This window comes from Pantoea sp. SYBGC1 (assembly GCF_057197005.1).
Genome location: NZ_JBXUNM010000013.1, coordinates 28,046 through 46,362, shown reverse-complemented (window position 1 = coordinate 46,362; position 18,317 = coordinate 28,046). Strand labels below are relative to the sequence as shown.

Sequence of the window (18,317 nt, the reverse complement as noted above, 5' to 3'; positions counted from 1 at the left end):
GCGGCTGGTCACGGCTGCTGAAACAGATGCGTCAGACGATCTGCTGGGTGAACTGAAATCGGAAACGCACTATAGCGGGGCGGTGCGGCTGATTGTTATCAGCGCCGCGCTGATGCTGGTCGCGCTGATCTGGGCGTGGTTTGGCGTGCTGGATGAAGTCTCAACCGGGACCGGTAAGGTGATCCCCAGCTCACGCGAGCAGGTGCTGCAGTCGCTGGAGGGCGGCATTCTGACGGAGCTGTACGTGCACGAGGGCGATCAGGTGCAGGCGGGTGAGGTGGTGGCGCGTCTCGATCCGACCCGTTCCCAGTCAAGCGTGGGTGAGAGCGCGGCACGCTATCGCGCCGCGCTGGCGGCGGCGTCACGCCTGCGGGCAGAGGTTAACGACACCCGGCTGACCTTTCCGGATGAGCTTAGCGGCTGGCCCGATCTGATCGCGGCAGAAACCCGTCTCTATAATACTAAGCGGGCACAGCTCAACGACGCGACGAAGCAGTTTAAGGCGTCGCTGGCGCTGGCTAACCGCGAGCTGGCGATTACGCAGCGGCTGGCAAAGAGTGGGGCTGCCAGCAATGTGGAGGTGCTGCGCCTGCAGCGTGAAAAATCCGATCTGGAGCTGAAGCTGACCGATATGCGTTCGCAATATTATGTTCAGGCGCGTGAAGAGCTGGCCAAAGCGAGCGCGGAAGCGGACAGCCTCGCTGAAGTGATTAAAGGGCGCGAAGATACGGTGACGCGACTGACGATCCGCGCCCCGATGCGCGGTATCGTTAAAAATATCAAAGTCTCTACGGTCGGCGGCGTGGTGCCGCCCAACGGCGAGCTGATGAACATTGTCCCGCTCAACGACCGGCTGCTGGTGGAGGCGCGCCTGTCGCCGCGCGATATCGCCTTTATCCATCCGGGGCAGCGCGCGGTGGTAAAGATCTCCGCCTACGATTACGCCATCTATGGCGGTCTCAATGGCGTAGTAGAGAGCATTTCGCCGGATACCATCCAGGATGAGGTGAAACCAGAGATCTACTACTATCGGGTATTTATCCGCACCGATAACGACTATGTGCAGAATAAAGCGGGCCGGCGCTTTTCTATCACGCCCGGCATGGTCTCCACGGTGGATATCAAAACCGGAGAGAAAACCGTGATGGATTATCTGGTTAAGCCGTTCAATAAAGCTGAAGAGGCGATGCGCGAGCGCTAAGCGGATGAGGATTGCAGGGGAGTATATTCCCGGCGATAATCACGCCATCAATCCCTTCCTCGTCGGGCCTAACGACGCGGAAGGGATTTTTTTATATCTGACCCAAAACCAGGCCGGTGCTGCCTGACGTAAAGAGGATGAATTATGTATAACACCCTGGGCAATCAGTATGACAACTCCCTGGTTTCCAACGCCTTTGGCTTCATGCGTTTTCCGCTCAACTTCCAGCCGTATGACAGCGATGCTGAGTGGGTGATTACCGGTGTACCGTTTGACGCCGCGACGTCGGGCCGTCCGGGCAGCCGTCTGGGGCCGGGCGCGATTCGTCAGATCTCCACTAACCTGGCGTGGGAAGGGTGCCGCTGGCCGTGGGAGTTTGATCTGCGTCAGCGCCTGAATGTCGTGGACTGCGGTGACCTGGTTTACGCATTTGGCGACTCGCAGGATCTCTCAGACAAACTGCAGGCGCATGCGGAAAAACTGCTGGCCAGCGGCAAGCGCATGCTGACCTTTGGCGGTGACCACTACATTACGCTGCCGCTGCTGCGCGCCCACGCGAAGCATTTCGGTAAAATGGCGCTGGTGCATTTTGATGCGCATACCGACACCTACTCTAACGGCCCGACGTTTGACCACGGCACCATGTTTTTCACTGCGCCAAAAGAGGGGCTGATCGATCCGCAGCACTCGGTGCAGATCGGTATCCGTACTGAATTTGATAAGAGCCTGGGGTTCAACGTGCTGGACGCGGCGCAGGTTAACGATCGCAGCGTGGATGATATTCTGGCGGAGGTGAAGCGCACCGTGGGCGACCTGCCGGTCTACCTGACGTTTGATATCGACTGCCTCGATCCGGCGCACGCGCCAGGCACCGGTACGCCGGTGATTGGTGGTCTGAGCAGCGACAAAGCGACCAAACTGGTGCGCGGCCTGCAGGGAATGAATATTGTCGGCATGGATCTGGTCGAGGTGGCGCCGGGCTACGATCACGCCGATCTCACCGCGCTGGCGGCGGCTACGCTGGCGCTGGATATGCTGCACGTGCAGGCAGCGAACAAAGGCTGATAGTGGCAGCCCTTCTCCCGGCGGAAGAAGGGCTGCAGCAGGTGCTTATTTGCCGTCTGCCGCGATACGATCGCGGATATGCTGCGCGCGCGCTTCGGAATCAGGATGGGAGTCAAACATCGAACTCTGATGCCCCTGATCCATCTTCGCCAGCTTCTCAAAGCTGGTGGCTAAACCGAGCGGGTTGATACCGCGCTTTTTCAGCAGATCATATGAGTAGTCATCTGCCTGCGACTCCTGAGTCTGCGAGAACTGCGCGTTAACCAGCTTCTCGCCGATATCGCCCAGCTGCGACTGCGACAGCGAACCAATAATACCGCCGACCGAGGCGGCAGCACCGCGTGCGGCTTCGGTGGCAAAGGCAACCTGCATCGCTTTGCGCGTGTGGCCCAGCGCAACGTGCCCCATCTCATGGCCCAGTACGCCTTCCACTTCATTATCGGTCATCATATCCATCAGGCCGCTGTAAACGCGGATGCAGCCGTTGGCCATCGCCCAGGCGTTGACATCTTTGGTGACGTACACCTTATAGTTCGCCGGCGTGCCGTTGATATTGTCGCCCAGCGCGGCAGCGATCTTATTCAGACGCTGCTGATAGCTGCTGTTTGCCGCCGCAACCTGATTCTCTTTGTCCATTTGCGTACAGGACTGGTCACTCAGCTGTTTTACCTGCGCATCACTGAGCGAATAGGCCTGATAGGCCTGCGCGCCCGACTGCAGCAGCGCGTTGTTATCAAACCCCTGACAGCCGCTCAGTAGCGCTGCCACTCCGATTGCCGTAACCGTAGCCCGGATTTTCATATCATCATCCTTTAAGTAACTCGTCGTAAAAACAGACACCTGAAAGCAGGCCAGATGTATAAACCCGATGTTTATAGCGCGCCCGTTTCGCGGTTGCTAGCAGACGCGGCTTAAAATGCAATCGCAGCCATGATAATTAGCACGCGGATGCATGTACTTTTGTGCCGATTTTCATGTACATTGATGGGCGACTTCTTTCACGCTTCGCCTTATAACTGATTAATTACAATACGTTAAGTGCGGCGGAGCCTTAATCCGATCTGGAGTAGAACATGCCCTCTCGTAAAGAGCTTGCCAACGCCATTCGTGCGTTAAGTATGGACGCAGTACAGAAAGCTAAATCGGGACACCCGGGTGCCCCGATGGGCATGGCGGATATCGCTGAAGTGCTGTGGCGCGATTTCCTGAACCACAACCCGGTTAACCCGCAGTGGGCTGACCGCGACCGCTTCGTGCTCTCGAACGGGCATGGCTCTATGCTGATCTACAGCCTGCTGCACCTTGCCGGCTACGATCTGCCAATGAGCGAGCTGCAGAACTTCCGCCAGCTGCACTCTAAAACCCCAGGTCACCCGGAATATGGCTATACGCCAGGCGTGGAAACCACAACCGGCCCGCTGGGTCAGGGCATCGCTAACGCCGTGGGCTTTGCGATCGCCGAGCGCACGCTGGCTGCTCAGTTCAACCGTCCGGGTCATGATATCGTAGACCACCATACCTATGTTTTCATGGGCGACGGCTGCATGATGGAAGGGATTTCGCACGAAGTCTGCTCTATCGCCGGTACGCTCAAGCTGGGCAAACTGGTTGCGTTCTATGACGACAACGGTATCTCCATTGATGGTCACGTTGATGGCTGGTTCTCCGACGACACCGCAGCGCGTTTTGAAGCCTACGGCTGGCATGTTGTGCGCGGCGTGGATGGTCACGATGCAGAAGCGATCAAACAGGCGGTGGAAGAGGCGAAGCGCGTCTCTGACAAGCCGTCACTGCTGATGTGTAAAACCGTTATCGGTTTTGGCTCACCTAACAAAGCGGGCACGCACGATTCACACGGCGCGCCGCTGGGCGACGATGAAATTGCGCTGACGCGCAAGCAGCTGGGCTGGAGCCACGCGCCGTTTGAGATCCCGGCCGATATCTATGCGCAGTGGGATGCCAGAGAGGCGGGCCAGGCGAAAGAGTCAGCATGGAATGAGAAGTTTGCAGCCTATGCGGCAGCTTTCCCGGCGCTGGCTGAAGAGTTTACGCGTCGCGTTAACAATGAGCTGCCGGCTAACTGGCAGGCGGAGTCGCAGCAGTTTATTGAGCAGCTGCAGGCGAACCCGGCTAAAATCGCCAGCCGTAAAGCGTCGCAGAATGCGATTGAAGCCTTTGGCAAGCTGCTGCCGGAATTTCTCGGTGGTTCTGCCGATCTGGCACCCAGCAACCTGACCATGTGGTCCGGTTCTAAACCGATCAACGAAGACGCAGCGGGTAACTACATCCATTATGGCGTGCGTGAGTTTGGTATGACCGCCATTGCCAACGGCCTTGCGCTGCACGGCGGTTTCCTGCCTTATACCGCGACCTTCCTGATGTTTGTTGAATATGCGCGTAACGCAGCACGTATGGCGGCGCTGATGAAGATCCGTCAGATCATGGTTTATACCCACGACTCTATCGGTCTGGGTGAAGATGGCCCGACGCATCAGCCGGTTGAGCAGATGGCCAGCCTGCGTACGACGCCAAACATGAGCCTGTGGCGTCCCTGTGACCAGGTTGAGTCTGCTGTTGCGTGGAAATATGCCATTGAGCGTGTGGATGGCCCGTCAGCGCTGATCTTCTCCCGCCAGAACCTGGCGCAGCAGGATCGTACCGCTGAGCAGCTGGCAAACGTGGTACGTGGCGGCTATGTGCTGAAAGATTGCAACGGCACGCCGGAACTGATCCTGATCGCTACCGGCTCTGAAGTTGAGCTGGCGGTAGCTGCCGCTGACAAACTCAGCAGCGAAGGTCGTAATGTACGCGTGGTTTCTATGCCATCAACGGATGCGTTTGATAAGCAGGATGCCGCCTACCGTGAAGCGGTGCTGCCGAAAGCGGTTAGCGCGCGCGTTGCCATTGAAGCGGGTATTGCCGATTACTGGTTCAAATACACCGGCCTGCACGGTGCGGTCGTTGGCATGACCACCTTTGGTGAATCTGCGCCGGCAGAGCTGCTGTTTAAAGAGTTCGGCTTTACCGTTGAGAATGTGGTAGAAACCGCAAAATCTATTCTGTAATCCGGGGTCGCCTTTAGCGGCGGCTTACCAGACCGGATATCGTGAACCACAGGGTGCGCATTGATGCGCGCCCTGTTTTATTTTCTCCTCCTTCTCCACCTGAAACGTTTCAATTATTCCTGCAGTAATCGATTAGTCGCCTCATTTTTGTGACGCAGATCCAATAATCATCACCATCCTTGATCGCAATCATTCCGGTTATTCCTCGCATGCATTATTCTGGCTGAACCGTTTCAGTTGGCAGGTTATCTCGCAGCAGTGCCCCAGGCGCTGCGCAAGAATTTCCTGTACAAAATGGCGTGAAACGCTCAAGGTATCTGGCACATTTCAGAGGTGCAGTTGCAGGAAAAGCGATGACCATTCGTATTGCTATCAATGGCTTTGGTCGTATCGGACGCAATGTGTTGCGTGCGCTCTATGAAACGGGACGCCGGGCGGAAATTACGGTTGTGGCGATTAACGAGCTGGCAGATGCCGCCGGCATGGCACATCTGCTGAAGTACGATACCAGCCACGGTCGCTTCGCCTTCGACGTGCGGCAGGAGCGCGATCTGCTGTGGGTAGGGGAGGACACTATCCGCATCCTGCATCAGGCTGAGATCGGCACGCTGCCGTGGCAGCAGCTGGACGTGGATGTAGTGCTGGATTGCACCGGCGTTTACGGCAGCCGCGCCGACGGCGAGGCGCATCTGCAGGCGGGTGCCAGAAAAGTCCTGTTTTCGCATCCGGGCGGCAACGATCTGGATGCAACCGTGGTGTTCGGCGTAAACGAACAGGCTCTTAAACAAACTGACCGCATTGTGTCTAACGCATCCTGTACCACCAACTGCATTATTCCGGTGATCAAGCTGCTGGATGATGCCTTTGGGATCGAGTCCGGCACCGTGACCACGATCCACTCAGCCATGCACGATCAGCAGGTGATCGACGCCTATCACAGCGATCTGCGCCGCACCCGGGCAGCGAGTCAGTCGATCATTCCGGTCGATACGCGGCTGGCTGCCGGCATCACCCGCATTTTTCCGAAATTTAACGATCGCTTCGAAGCGATAGCGGTGCGCGTACCCACTATCAACGTGACGGCGATTGATCTGAGCGTCTCGGTGCGGGCGGCGGTAAAGGCGTGTGAGGTCAATGCGCTGCTGCAAAACGCATCAGCAGGGGCATTTCGTGGTATAGTTGACTATACGGAATTACCGTTAGTCTCAGTAGATTTTAACCACGATCCGCACAGTGCCATCGTTGATGGTACGCAGACGCGGGTCAGCGGTCATCACCTGATCAAGACGCTGGTCTGGTGTGACAACGAATGGGGCTTTGCTAACCGGATGATCGATACTACGTTAGCAATGGCCGCAAGCGGTTTCAGGTAAGACGCGGATGGCGTCTGGCAAAACTTACGAGAATCAACGAGAGGATTCACCATGTCTGTAATTAAGATGACCGATCTGGACCTTGCTGGTAAGCGTGTTCTGATCCGTGCCGATCTGAACGTGCCAGTGAAAGAAGGAAAAGTGACATCTGACGCACGTATCCGTGCTTCCCTGCCTACCATCGAAGCGGCACTGAAACAGGGCGCGAAAGTGATGGTTACCTCTCACCTTGGTCGCCCGACTGAAGGTGAATATAACGAAGAGTTCTCGCTGCTGCCGGTTGTTAACTACCTGAAAGAAAAACTGAACGGTACCCAGGTTACGCTGGCGAAAGAGTATCTTGACGGCGTGGAAGTGGGTGCTGGCGAGCTGGTCGTGCTGGAAAACGTACGTTTTAACAAAGGCGAAAAGAAAGATGACGAGACGCTGGCGAAGAAGTATGCCGCGCTGTGTGACGTCTTTGTAATGGATGCATTTGGTACCGCGCACCGCGCGCAGGCTTCGACTCACGGCGTGGGCAAGTTTGCGCCAGTCGCCTGCGCAGGCCCGCTGCTCTCTGCTGAGCTGGAAGCGCTGGGTAAAGTCATGAGCAACCCGGAGCGTCCGCTGGTTGCCGTAGTCGGCGGGTCAAAAGTATCGACTAAATTTGATGTGCTGCAGTCGCTGGTCAAAATTGCGGATACCGTGATTGTGGGCGGCGGCATCGCCAACACCTTTGTGGCTATCGACAACAAGGTCGGTAAATCACTCTATGAGCCGGACTTCGTTGAAGCAGCCAAAGGCCTGCGTGACCAGTATGGTATTCCGGTGCCGACCGATTCCCGCGTAGGCACGGAATTCTCTGAAACTGCACCTTCTACCGTGAAAAAGGTTTCAGAAGTGCAGGATAACGAAGAGATTATGGACTTCGGTGATGAAACCGCACAGAACATGGCGAAGATCCTGAAAGAGGCCAAAACCATCCTGTGGAACGGCCCGGTAGGCGTTTTTGAGTTCCCTAACTTCCGTAAAGGCACCGAAATTGTGGCCAATGCGATTGCTGACAGCGATGCGTTCTCTGTAGCAGGCGGCGGCGACACTCTGGCGGCTATCGATCTGTTCGGTATTGAAGAGAAGATCTCTTATATCTCAACCGGTGGCGGCGCATTCCTGGAGTTCGTGGAAGGCAAAAAGCTGCCTGCGGTGGCGATGCTGGAAGAGCGCGCTAAGCAGTAATTCTGGGGGCAGCGCTCCGGCGCTGCCTTAAAACTGGCCCCGACCGGGGCAAATAAATCCCATTCCCTTCGGGAATGAACGGTAACGAAACGGGACACAACCATGTCTAAAATTTTTGATTTCGTAAAACCCGGCGTTGTCACTGGTGATGACGTTCAGAAAGTCTTCAAGGTAGCGAAGGAGCACAAGTTCGCTCTGCCTGCAGTTAACTGCGTCGGCACGGACTCCATCAACGCGGTACTGGAAGCTGCTGCCAAAGTTAAAGCGCCGGTCATCGTTCAGTTCTCTAACGGCGGTGCTGCATTTATCGCCGGTAAAGGTTTCAAAACCGACAAACCACAGGGCGCGGCAATTTTCGGCGCTATCGCCGGTGCACACCATGTGCATCTGATGGCTGAGCAGTATGGTGTGCCGGTCATTCTGCACACTGACCACTGTGCGAAAAAACTGCTGCCGTGGATCGACGGTCTGCTGGATGCCGGTGAAGAGCACTTCAAAAAAACCGGTAAGCCGCTGTTCTCTTCACACATGATCGACCTCTCTGAAGAGTCGCTGGAAGAGAACATCGAAATCTCCAGCAAATATCTGGCGCGCATGGCGAAAATCGATATGACGCTGGAAATCGAACTCGGCTGCACCGGTGGTGAAGAAGATGGCGTGGACAACAGCCATATGGACGCTTCAGCCCTCTACACCCAGCCTGAAGATGTGGATTACGCCTACACCGAGCTGAGCAAAATCAGCCCGCGTTTCACTATCGCCGCCTCTTTCGGCAACGTGCACGGCGTCTACAAGCCAGGCAACGTGAAGCTGACCCCAACCATCCTGCGCGACTCACAGAAATATGTGTGCGAGAAGCATGGTCTGGAACATAACGCGCTGGACTTCGTGTTCCACGGCGGTTCCGGCTCTTCTGCAGCAGAGATCGAAGAGTCAATCAGCTACGGTGTGATCAAAATGAACATCGATACCGATACCCAGTGGGCAACCTGGGACGGTATTCTGCAGTACTACAAATCTAACGAAGCGTACCTGCAGTCGCAGCTGGGCAACCCGAATGGCCCGGACAGCCCGAACAAGAAATATTACGATCCACGCGTCTGGCTGCGTGCGGCACAATCCTCAATGGTTGTGCGCTTAGAGCAGGCGTTTAAAGAGCTGAACGCAGTCGACGTACTGTAAGTTCGCTGCAGTAAAAAGGCCCCATTGGGGCCTTTTTTATGCGTTTTTCACGGTGTTATAGTGCGCTTTCTGCCCGACAAAACCACATACCAGCCCGCCATACGTTGCCGCTAACGAACCAGCGGCCTGCAGGTCTGTGCTGCGCTAATCTGCATCAATTCCGGTACGTTTTTCCCTCAATACAATGTTAAATCAGCTTAATTTTGGCGCTTCATGCTGTTTTTGTTTAACCTTGAAGCCTGGAGTGCCGGAGTCAATCTGGCCGTTTTTGTAATTTCCTGCGGGAAACTCAACAACAGGGCTGACAAATGGAAGACTTAAATGTCGTAAATGGCATTAACAGTGCAGGTGGATGGCTGGTGCGTAATCAGGCACTGATCCTGAGCTATGCGGTCAATATCGTGGCAGCAATCGCGATTATTATCGTGGGTATGATTATCGCGCGTATTGTTTCAAACGGCGTAAATCGTCTGCTGGTGGCACGCCATATCGATGCGACCGTGGCAGATTTTCTTTCAGCCTTAGTCCGCTATGGCGTTATCGCATTTACTATCATCGCAGCGCTGGGGCGGGTGGGTGTACAGACCGCATCAGTCATCGCCGTACTGGGTGCGGCGGGTCTGGCCGTAGGTCTGGCACTGCAGGGTTCGCTCTCTAACCTTGCCGCAGGGGTACTGCTGGTGACTTTTCGTCCATTCCGCACCGGCGAATTTGTTGACCTCGGTGGCGTGATGGGAACCGTACAGAATGTGCAGATTTTCTCAACCACGCTGAAAAGCGCGGACGGTAAAATGGTGGTAGTGCCTAACGGTAAAATCATCGCCAGCAATATCATTAACTTCTCCCGTGAGCCGATCCGCCGCAACGAATTTATTATCGGCGTGGCCTACGACGCGGATGTCGATCAGGTAATCGATCTGCTGCGTGAGGTGGTGGAAGCGGATGAGCGCGTGCTGAAAGATATGGGTATTCAGATTGGCCTCAACGAGCTGGCAGCTTCGTCGCTGAACTTTGTCGTGCGCTGCTGGAGTAAAAGCGGCGACCTGCAGAACGTTTACTGGGATCTGATGAAAAACTTTAAGCGTACTCTGGATGCGCACGGCATCGGCATCCCTTATCCGCAGATGGATGTGCATCTGCACCAGGTTAAAGGCGAGGCGCAGGAGCAGCCGGTCAACCTGACCAAATAACGTTAGCGTAAGGCACCTGCGGGTGCCTTACTTATTAACAGCGCTAATGACCAATTAAATCTTTCAATTTCCGCTAATACCCTCCGGCCGATATACTGCGCCCATCCTCTTCTCTTTTCAGGTTATTCAACGTGTTATCAATTTATCTGCAGGGGCTGGCGCTGGGCGCTGCACTGATCCTGCCGCTGGGCCCGCAAAACGCCTTTGTTATGAATCAGGGCATCAAGCGCCACTATCATCTGATGACCGCCACGCTCTGTACCCTGAGCGACATTGCGCTGATCTGCGGCGGCATATTTGGCGGCAGCGCGCTGCTGCATCAGTCACCGCTGCTGCTGACGCTGATCACCTGGGCAGGCGTTGCGTTTCTGCTCTGGTATGGCTGGGGAGCGTTACGCAGCGCATGGCGCGGCGGTATTGCGCTGGAGCAGGACAGCACGCTGAAACAGGGACGCTGGCGCATTATCGCCATGATGCTGGCGGTGACCTGGCTCAATCCGCATGTTTATCTGGATACGTTTGTGGTGCTCGGCAGCCTCGGCGGTCAGCTGCCCTCAGCCGATGCCCGCCGATGGTTCGCGCTGGGCACCGTCAGCGCCTCTGTAATCTGGTTTTATGGTCTGGCGCTGCTGGCGGCCTGGCTGTCGCCCCGGCTGCGCACCGCGCGCGCGCAGCGCATCATCAACCTGCTGGTCGGCAGCGTCATGTGGCTTATCGCTTTCCAGCTGGCGCATCAGGCGCTGACGGATTAAAAAGTAAAACGCGCAGGGGGCATTATTGACGCGACGAGGCTGCTAAGATTGAGTTTTTAGCGCCCGGAGGTGACCGATGTCTTCTCAACCTAACCAGAGCCTGATTGACGGTATCCGCTGCCTGCAGTATCTGGTCTCCAGCGACAGAGCCATTGGCGGGCGTGAGCTGGCGCGTCAGATGGGAATGAACAGCACGCGCGTTAACCGTCTGCTGATGACCATGGCGTCGATCGGCCTCACCGTTCAGGATGAGCAGCGTCGCTACCTGCCAGGGCCGGGGGTTCACGCGCTGGCGGCGCAGGCGATTCGGGGTTCCTCGCTGTTTGCGCAGGCGCTGCCGCAGCTGGAGCTCTATGCACCGCCCGATATCGTGGTGGCGCTGGGCGTGCTGTGGGAAGATCAGGTCATCTATATCTGGCACTCAGAGCCCGGTGAACGCACCCGTACCAGTCAGGCGCTGGCCGGATTTCGCATGCTGCCGGCGTGGCAGTCGGTGATTGGCATAGCGCTGCTGGCCGCAGAGCCTGATGTGCAGCTGCAGCCGCGTTTTGCCGCAGCGCAGTGGACGCAGATGGCGCCTCTGCTGGCGCGCAAACGCCAGAGCGATCATCTCATCTGGCAGCGTGATGATGGTGAGATTGGTATGGCACTGCCGATCAATCATAATCGCGCGGCGCTGGCGTTCGCTAAAATCTGGCAGCGGGATGATGAACATCTGGCGCAGCGGGTGGCGCAGCTGAAAGCGCTGGCGCAGAAGATCACCGGGGAGCAGTAATCTCGTCGGGGCGGCCAACGATAAACAGATAACTGCCGATCCCCACCAGCGCCAGGGCGGCGATAAACACCAGCGCCGGAGCAAAATCACTGCCGTCGATCAGCGCGCCAATCGCAATTGGCACCACGATTGCGGAGAGGGCACCAGTAAAGTTAAACATGCCGCCTGCCAGCCCGACCAGATGACGCGGTGCCAGCGTGGTGACAAAAACCCAGGTAATGGTTGCCAGCCCGTTGCCAAAAAAAGCCAGCGACATAAATAACACGATCAGCGTGGTGTTATCCGTATAGTTGGCTCCGAGGATAAACAGGGTCATCGTCAGCCCGAGCAGTATCGGCAGCTTGCGCGCTACGCTGGCTGAAACGCCGCGCCGCAGCAGATAATCGGAGATAAATCCCGCCAGCAGTACGCCACAAAACGCCGCCAGATAAGGCAGCGAGGCGACATAGCCGCTTTTAATGAAATCCATATGCCGGTACCGGACCAGATAGGTCGGAAACCACGTCAGAAAAAACCAGAACGTGGCGGAAATAGAAAACTGGCCCAGACAGATGCCCAGCAGTCTGCGGTTGCACAGCATCTGCTGCACGTCACTCAGGCGTAGCGGTGTGCGCCCGGCCGATGCGCTGTCGGGCAGCGCGCCGTTCTCCAGCAGCCAGGCGCGCTCTGCGGCTGATACCCGTTTATGTTCGCCAGGCTCGCGATAGAGCGCAAACCAGACGCCCGCCCACAGAATGCCGGTCAGCCCGGTGATAGCGAACAGCCCGCGCCAGCCAAATGCCGCTTCAATATGAAACAGCAGCGGCGTAACGCAGGCGAGACCTGCGAACTGCGCCGAGGAGTAAATGCCAATGGCGCTGGCACGCTCATGCAGAGGAAACCAGCCTGAAATAATACGGTTATTCGCCGGCATTACCGGCGCTTCAAATGCGCCGACGCCAAGCCGCAGCCCGACCAGCGCCGCCACGCTGCTGGCGCAGACGTGCAGCAGGGTGATTAGCGACCAGCCGATCATCGCCACGGCATACACCATACGCGCACCGAGTCGATCAATCAGCCAGCCCCCCGGGATCTGCAGTGCGGCGTAGATCCAGCCAAACGCAGAAAAAATCAGCCCCATCTGCAGCGGAGTGAGCTGTAACTCAGCGCTCAGCGCGGGCGCTGCCACGGCCAGATTAGCGCGATCCATATAGTTGATAATGATGTTCACAAACACCAGCGCCAGCATCAGAAAACGCGTGCGCCCGACGCGCACGCCAGCAGCAGGCGCGCCAGGGCTTGAGGGATCGTGCGCCATGGGCAGGGTTCCTGGAAACAGAGAGTATCCATCAAGCGAAACGCACAATGCTGTTTTTAGCAACCCTGTAGTGATAAGTTTGCAGCCGGCAGCAGGTTAAAACGCAGCGCGAACGAACTTTTCTGTCTGCGTAAACTCAGAGCATCACGCATAGTAAAGCGATAGCGGTTTCGCCATAGTGGCAGCCGGTAACCCGATTTCCAAGGAGGAGTTTGTGAAACTGAAAGCACTGGCGCTGGTCGCCGCAATGAGCACTGGCGCACTGTCGGGCATAGTACAGGCCGGAGAAGTGCCTGAGGGACCGCACGTGGTCACTTCCGGCCAGGCGAGCGTTGATGCGCGTCCCGATATGGCGACGCTCTCAATTATGGTCAGCGTCGCCTCCAAAGAAGCTGCCGATGCTAAAAAACAGGCTGACGCGCGCGTGGCGCAATATTTTGATTTTCTGCAAAAGAGCGGTATCGAAAAGAAAGATATCGATGCGGCTAACCTGAGCACCCAGCCAGAATATGACTACACCAAAGAGGGTAAGTCGGTACTGAAAGGCTACCGCGCGGTACGCCAGGTGGAAGTGACGCTGCGTCAGCTGGACAAGCTGAACGATCTGCTGGATGGCGCACTGAAGTCGGGCCTGAACGAAATCCGCACCGTTGAGCTGGGTGTGGCAGACGCAGAAAGCTATAAAGAGCAGGCGCGTAAAGCCGCGATTGCTAACGCGACGCAGCAGGCCAGCGCGCTGGCAGAAGGCTTTAACGCGAAGCTGGGCCCGGTCTACAGCGTTCGCTATCACGTAGCCAACTATCAGCCGATGCCGATGGCGCGCATGTATAAAGCTGCTGCCGCGCCAGCGGATACCACCGCGCAGCAGACGTACGAACAGCAGAGTATTCACTTTGACGATCAGGTCGATGTGGTGTTTGAAATCAAACCGAACGCCGCGACGCCCTGATAGCTGACAGCCGCAGCGGCATCTGCCGCTGCGCTATGCTCAGACCGTGACCTCATCCTGACGCAGCACCCGATGCCCGTGAGCAATCAGCGCGTCGGTGACGCTGCGCATCAGGCGACTCTCGGGCGCAAAGCGGTGCCAGTAGAGCATCCGGCGCTGATAGAGTCCCGGCGTCAGATCCACCAGCTCACCCTGCGCCAGTTCGCGCTCAATCTGCAGATGCGGGATCATACAGCAGACCGATCCCTGCCGCGCCAGCTGCACAAACGCCTCTGACGAGTTAACGATATGGCAGGGTACGCTGCCCGGTGACAGATCAAAATTCTGCTGCAAAAACGCCTGATGCATATCATCCAGATGGTCAAACGCCACCGCCGGCGCCTTCAGCAAAGCAGATCGCGTCACGCCGTTGGGAAAATAGCGGGCGGCAAAATCGGGTGAGGCGCAAAACAGATAGTCGAGCGCTCCCAGCTGATCGACCAGGCAGCTCGGCAGCGGCTGCGGCTGGATACTCACGGCGCCCACCACTTCGCCGCGGCGCAGACGTTCCTGCGTACGCGTTTCATCTTCTACCTGCAGATTCAGCCGCACCGGGGAGTCCGCCAGCACATCTTTCAGCGCCGGCAGCAGCCAGGTAGCAAGACTGTCGGCGTTCACCGCCAGCGAGAGCAGCAGCGGCGTGGTTCCGCTCTGATCGTCACCCAGCCACTCCTCTTCCAGCAGCTCAACCTGGTGCAGTAGCGCCAGCAGCTTCTGCCCCTGCTCAGTCGGGCGGGGCGGAACGGTGCGCACCAGCAGCGGCTGCCCAAACAGGTTTTCCAGCTGTTTGATACGCTGCGATACGGCTGACTGGGTAATACAAAGCTTCTGTGCGGCGCGTTCAAAGCCGCGCTCGCGAATCACTGCATCCAGCGCCTGAAGCGTACGGTAATCCGGGCGTTTCATTATTGTTCTCTCTCGTTCAGGGTGGAAAGTACTATGCCACAAAATGGCCGCGCTGTGCGGCGGGTGCATTTTTGCGGACTGGCTTCCAAAGGTAAAAATCGGTGGTGCGTGAGCCGCGCACTTTTACAGCGCGTTGTTTTATACTACGCGCACTTTGATGTCGCACAGGTTTTAAACATACCATGACCCAGGATGAACTGAAAAAAGCGGTAGGGTGGGCGGCGCTGCAGTATGTGCAGCCAGGCACCATTGTTGGCGTAGGCACCGGCTCAACGGCCGCGCATTTTATCGACGCGCTGGCCACCATGAAGCACCAGATTGAGGGGGCGGTCTCCAGCTCTGAAGCCTCCACCCTGAAGCTGAAATCGCTGGGCATACCGGTTTTCGATCTTAACGACGTGGACGATATCGCGGTCTATGTCGATGGTGCCGATGAGATCAATCCGCATATGCAGATGATCAAGGGCGGTGGCGCGGCGCTGACGCGCGAGAAAATTGTGGCGGCGGTCGCACGGAAGTTTATCTGTATCGCGGATGCGTCTAAAGAAGTTGATATCCTTGGCCGTTTCCCGCTTCCGGTTGAGGTGATCCCGATGGCGCGTGCTTATGTCGCGCGCGAGCTGGTTAAGCTTGGTGGCCAGCCGGAGTATCGGCAGCAGGTGGTGACCGATAATGGCAATATCATTCTCGACGTGCACAATCTGCAGATCCTCGATCCTGTCGCGATGGAAAAAAACATCAACGCGCTGGCGGGCGTGGTCACGGTCGGCCTGTTTGCCACGCGCGGCGCTGATGTCGCGCTGATTGGTACACCGGATGGCGTCAAAACCATTCTCAAATGATCTCTCCGGCGCGCCTGACGCGCCGTTTTTCCCCCGGCTAATTCTGCTTTTCTTTATCAGCCTGAATTTGGTGACTTATGTCACAAACAGAGCATGGAGAGCCGATTCCTGCTTTCTGCTCCTGGCTTCCTGCGATTTTGTATGGATTTGTGCTGCCTGAAAGCCGGGGCGTGCTGCCGTGGTCGCAATCGTTTGTATTGCCGCATTGCCAGAATTTGTTATTTTGGCAGAAGGTAATCTTATGGCACTCCACGTTGAATTCTGAATAGGGTCGGGAAATGGCAAAGGTATCACTGGATAAAGACAAAATTAAATTTCTGCTGGTGGAGGGCGTGCATCAGAGCGCGCTGGAGAATCTGCGCGCGGCAGGCTATACCAACATTGAGTTTCACAAAGGGGCGCTGGATGCGGAGTCGCTGAAAGCCTCTGTCCGTGATGCGCACTTTATCGGTATTCGCTCCCGCACCCAGCTCACGGAAGAGATCTTCGCCGCCGCAGAAAAACTGGTCGCGGTAGGCTGCTTCTGTATCGGCACTAATCAGGTCGATCTCAACGCCGCTGCCCGGCGCGGTATTCCGGTCTTTAACGCCCCTTTCTCTAACACCCGCTCCGTTGCTGAGCTGGTGATTGGCGAGATGCTGCTGATGCTGCGCGGCATTCCGGAAGCTAACGCCAAAGCGCATCGCGGTATCTGGAACAAAGTAGCAACCGGCTCCTATGAAGCGCGCGGCAAAAAGCTGGGTATCATTGGTTATGGTCACATCGGCATGCAGCTCGGCGTGCTGGCTGAAGGCTTGGGAATGCACGTTTTCTTTTACGATATTGAAAACAAGCTGCCGCTGGGGAATGCCACGCAGGTGCGCCACCTGTCGGATCTGCTCAATATGAGTGATGTGGTCAGCCTGCATGTGCCGGAGACCGCTTCAACCCAGAACATGATTGGCGCAGAAGAGCTGGCGCTGATGAAGCCAGGTGCGCTGCTGATTAACGCCGCGCGCGGCACCGTTATCGATATTCCGGCGCTGTGCCATGCGCTCTCCAGCAAACATCTGTCGGGTGCAGCTATTGACGTCTTCCCGACCGAACCGGCAACCAACAGCGATCCGTTTAATTCACCGCTGTGCGAGTTTGATAACGTTATTCTGACGCCGCACATTGGCGGTTCAACGCAGGAAGCGCAGGAAAATATTGGTCTGGAAGTTTCGGGCAAGCTGGCAAAATACTCCGACAACGGCTCGACGCTCTCTGCGGTTAATTTTCCGGAAGTGTCACTGCCGATGCACGGTGCCAGCGCCAGCCGTCTGCTGCACATTCACGAAAACCGTCCGGGCATTCTTACTGCCATCAACCAGATTTTCGCTGAGCAGAATATCAATATCGCGGCGCAGTTCCTGCAGACCTCGCCACAGCTTGGTTACGTGGTAATTGATATCGATGCGGAAAAAGATGTGGCGGATAAAGCGCTGCAGCTCATGCGCGCCATCCCGGGCACCATGCGCGCCCGCCTGCTTTACTGACTGGTGACGGGCATATGCCCGTCAGAACGAAGCATCCCACTGCCACAGCTTTGCCGGCGTCAGCACGGCGGGTAGCGGGATGTCCCATGCGGCTGCCGGCAGCGCCTCAACGCGCTGGCAGTCGTGGGCAATGCCAATCGGCAGACAGCCGTGGCGCTGCCAGTTCTGCAGCGTGCGATCGTAAAAGCCGCCGCCCATCCCCAGCCGTTGTCCACTCTCATCAAACGCCACCAGCGGAACCAGCATGACATCCAGCCGATCCAGCGTCGCTATCTGCGTAATATCCAGCGGCGGCTCCGGAATGCGCAGCTTATTCATGACCAGCTGTGTCTCAGGGGTGTAACGCAAAAACAGCAGGTTGCCTGGCGCAAACGGATGCAGTACCGGCAGATAAACCGCTTTTTTTTGCTGCCAGAGACGGGCGATCAGCGGGCGGGTATTGATTTCACCGTCGGTGGAGAGAAACAGCGCAATGTTTTGCGCGGCTGAGACAGGCGCCAGGTTAATCGCGTGCTCAGCCAGCTGTTCGGCCGCTTCACTCTGCTGTTCAGGCGTCAGATGCCGGCGCAGATGGCGGATATGCTGACGCAGCAGCTGGCGTTCGGAATAATCGATAGCTGACACAGGATCTCCCCGACGAGTGGATTAGCTTGCGCTGACTATAACATGCAAAAGAGGGGGAGGGGGACTGGCTTCAGGCAGTAGCCGCAGTCGCAGCTGACGCTACTACCTGAAATGACGCCGGGTAAAACAGAAAAGAGATCTCCGAGATGCCGCCGCAGGCTGTAACCCTTGAACCCTTGGTTCAAGGTGAGTATGCCGTCGCAACCATCAGGCTTCTCGGACGAACCGAGCATGCTCACAGGCTACAGAGCGTCACACTCTGTTGGTATGAAATATCGGCTCAGGGGACTGGCCCGCTTGCAAACATCTCAGAGAAACAGGACTT

Annotated in this window: 16 protein-coding genes and 1 other RNA gene; 12 read left to right on the top strand and 5 right to left on the bottom strand. The window is 56.8% G+C overall.

What is annotated here, in order from left to right:
* Positions 1–4 precede the first annotated feature (4 nt).
* Positions 5–1,201, top strand: coding sequence for an HlyD family type I secretion periplasmic adaptor subunit (locus tag AC2CF9_RS16890; protein WP_370513348.1), 1,197 nt, complete (start codon positions 5–7; stop codon positions 1,199–1,201).
* A 144-nt stretch (positions 1,202–1,345) separates the two neighbouring features.
* Positions 1,346–2,266, top strand: a complete 921-nt coding sequence (gene speB, locus AC2CF9_RS16885) for an agmatinase (protein ID WP_039380065.1) — start codon at positions 1,346–1,348, stop codon at positions 2,264–2,266.
* 45 nt (positions 2,267–2,311) lie between these two features.
* Here the strand turns inward: speB and loiP are convergent, their stop codons facing one another.
* Positions 2,312–3,067, bottom strand: coding sequence for a metalloprotease LoiP (loiP, locus tag AC2CF9_RS16880; protein ID WP_150018522.1), 756 nt, complete (start codon positions 3,065–3,067; stop codon positions 2,312–2,314).
* A 272-nt stretch (positions 3,068–3,339) separates the two neighbouring features.
* On the opposite strand from loiP, the gene tkt reads away from it, so the two are divergent.
* From tkt to AC2CF9_RS16845, 7 genes are all read left to right on the top strand, one after another.
* A complete protein-coding gene (tkt, locus tag AC2CF9_RS16875; protein ID WP_150018523.1) occupies positions 3,340–5,331 on the top strand; it encodes a transketolase in 1,992 nt (663 codons plus the stop codon).
* Between the two features lie 353 nt (positions 5,332–5,684).
* Positions 5,685–6,704, top strand: a complete 1,020-nt coding sequence (gene epd, locus AC2CF9_RS16870; RefSeq protein ID WP_039380059.1) for an erythrose-4-phosphate dehydrogenase — start codon at positions 5,685–5,687, stop codon at positions 6,702–6,704.
* A gap of 51 nt (positions 6,705–6,755) precedes the next feature.
* Positions 6,756–7,919: a phosphoglycerate kinase gene (gene pgk, locus AC2CF9_RS16865; RefSeq protein ID WP_094111522.1), complete on the top strand. Its 1,164-nt coding sequence runs from the start codon at positions 6,756–6,758 to the stop codon at positions 7,917–7,919.
* Positions 7,920–8,021: 102 nt separating this feature from the next.
* Positions 8,022–9,101 carry a class II fructose-bisphosphate aldolase gene (gene fbaA / locus AC2CF9_RS16860; RefSeq protein WP_039380055.1) on the top strand — a complete coding sequence of 360 codons (1,080 nt, stop codon included), beginning with the start codon at positions 8,022–8,024 and terminating at the stop codon, positions 9,099–9,101.
* A gap of 308 nt (positions 9,102–9,409) precedes the next feature.
* On the top strand, positions 9,410–10,291 hold the full coding sequence (gene mscS / locus AC2CF9_RS16855) for a small-conductance mechanosensitive channel MscS (protein WP_150018524.1): 882 nt from the start codon (positions 9,410–9,412) through the stop codon (positions 10,289–10,291).
* Positions 10,292–10,422: 131 nt separating this feature from the next.
* The gene (gene argO / locus AC2CF9_RS16850; protein WP_484557522.1) at positions 10,423–11,043 is read left to right on the top strand and encodes an arginine exporter ArgO; all 621 of its coding nucleotides are present in this window, start codon (positions 10,423–10,425) and stop codon (positions 11,041–11,043) included.
* Between the two features lie 76 nt (positions 11,044–11,119).
* Entirely contained in the window at positions 11,120–11,818 is a 699-nt protein-coding gene (locus tag AC2CF9_RS16845) for an IclR family transcriptional regulator (protein ID WP_484557521.1), read from the top strand.
* Here AC2CF9_RS16845 and AC2CF9_RS16840 read toward each other — a convergent pair.
* The gene (locus AC2CF9_RS16840; RefSeq protein ID WP_484557520.1) at positions 11,802–13,115 is read right to left on the bottom strand and encodes an MFS transporter; all 1,314 of its coding nucleotides are present in this window, start codon (positions 13,113–13,115) and stop codon (positions 11,802–11,804) included. The genes AC2CF9_RS16845 and AC2CF9_RS16840 overlap by 17 nt on opposite strands.
* 214 nt (positions 13,116–13,329) lie before the next feature.
* Here AC2CF9_RS16840 and AC2CF9_RS16835 point away from each other — a divergent pair, with 214 nt between their 5' ends.
* Positions 13,330–14,064 carry an oxidative stress defense protein gene (locus AC2CF9_RS16835; protein WP_484557519.1) on the top strand — a complete coding sequence of 245 codons (735 nt, stop codon included), beginning with the start codon at positions 13,330–13,332 and terminating at the stop codon, positions 14,062–14,064.
* Between the two features lie 39 nt (positions 14,065–14,103).
* Here AC2CF9_RS16835 and AC2CF9_RS16830 read toward each other — a convergent pair whose 3' ends face one another.
* A complete protein-coding gene (locus AC2CF9_RS16830) occupies positions 14,104–15,009 on the bottom strand; it encodes a LysR family transcriptional regulator ArgP (RefSeq protein ID WP_108570046.1) in 906 nt (301 codons plus the stop codon).
* A 182-nt stretch (positions 15,010–15,191) separates the two neighbouring features.
* Here AC2CF9_RS16830 and rpiA point away from each other — a divergent pair, with 182 nt between their 5' ends.
* Both rpiA and serA read left to right on the top strand, forming a co-directional pair.
* A complete protein-coding gene (rpiA, locus tag AC2CF9_RS16825) occupies positions 15,192–15,851 on the top strand; it encodes a ribose-5-phosphate isomerase RpiA (RefSeq protein WP_039380041.1) in 660 nt (219 codons plus the stop codon).
* Positions 15,852–16,129: 278 nt separating this feature from the next.
* On the top strand, positions 16,130–17,368 hold the full coding sequence (serA, locus tag AC2CF9_RS16820; RefSeq protein ID WP_150018528.1) for a phosphoglycerate dehydrogenase: 1,239 nt from the start codon (positions 16,130–16,132) through the stop codon (positions 17,366–17,368).
* A 21-nt stretch (positions 17,369–17,389) separates the two neighbouring features.
* Here the strand turns inward: serA and AC2CF9_RS16815 are convergent, their stop codons facing one another.
* Positions 17,390–17,992: a 5-formyltetrahydrofolate cyclo-ligase gene (locus tag AC2CF9_RS16815; RefSeq protein WP_150018529.1), complete on the bottom strand. Its 603-nt coding sequence runs from the start codon at positions 17,990–17,992 to the stop codon at positions 17,390–17,392.
* A gap of 134 nt (positions 17,993–18,126) precedes the next feature.
* A non-coding RNA gene (gene ssrS, locus AC2CF9_RS16810) (6S RNA) lies at positions 18,127–18,310 on the bottom strand.
* Positions 18,311–18,317 lie beyond the last annotated feature (7 nt).

Excerpts from the sequence above, each read along its gene's own strand:
- speB (WP_039380065.1), top strand. The coding sequence starts at position 1,346 with ATGTATAACACCCTGGGCAATCAGTATGACAACTCCCTGGTTTCCAAC.
- loiP (WP_150018522.1), bottom strand. The coding sequence starts at position 3,067 with ATGAAAATCCGGGCTACGGTTACGGCAATCGGAGTGGCAGCGCTACTG.
- tkt (WP_150018523.1), top strand. The coding sequence starts at position 3,340 with ATGCCCTCTCGTAAAGAGCTTGCCAACGCCATTCGTGCGTTAAGTATG.
- epd (WP_039380059.1), top strand. The coding sequence starts at position 5,685 with ATGACCATTCGTATTGCTATCAATGGCTTTGGTCGTATCGGACGCAAT.
- pgk (WP_094111522.1), top strand. The coding sequence starts at position 6,756 with ATGTCTGTAATTAAGATGACCGATCTGGACCTTGCTGGTAAGCGTGTT.
- fbaA (WP_039380055.1), top strand. The coding sequence starts at position 8,022 with ATGTCTAAAATTTTTGATTTCGTAAAACCCGGCGTTGTCACTGGTGAT.
- mscS (WP_150018524.1), top strand. The coding sequence starts at position 9,410 with ATGGAAGACTTAAATGTCGTAAATGGCATTAACAGTGCAGGTGGATGG.
- AC2CF9_RS16845 (WP_484557521.1), top strand. The coding sequence starts at position 11,120 with ATGTCTTCTCAACCTAACCAGAGCCTGATTGACGGTATCCGCTGCCTG.
- AC2CF9_RS16840 (WP_484557520.1), bottom strand. The coding sequence starts at position 13,115 with ATGGCGCACGATCCCTCAAGCCCTGGCGCGCCTGCTGCTGGCGTGCGC.
- AC2CF9_RS16830 (WP_108570046.1), bottom strand. The coding sequence starts at position 15,009 with ATGAAACGCCCGGATTACCGTACGCTTCAGGCGCTGGATGCAGTGATT.
- rpiA (WP_039380041.1), top strand. The coding sequence starts at position 15,192 with ATGACCCAGGATGAACTGAAAAAAGCGGTAGGGTGGGCGGCGCTGCAG.
- serA (WP_150018528.1), top strand. The coding sequence starts at position 16,130 with ATGGCAAAGGTATCACTGGATAAAGACAAAATTAAATTTCTGCTGGTG.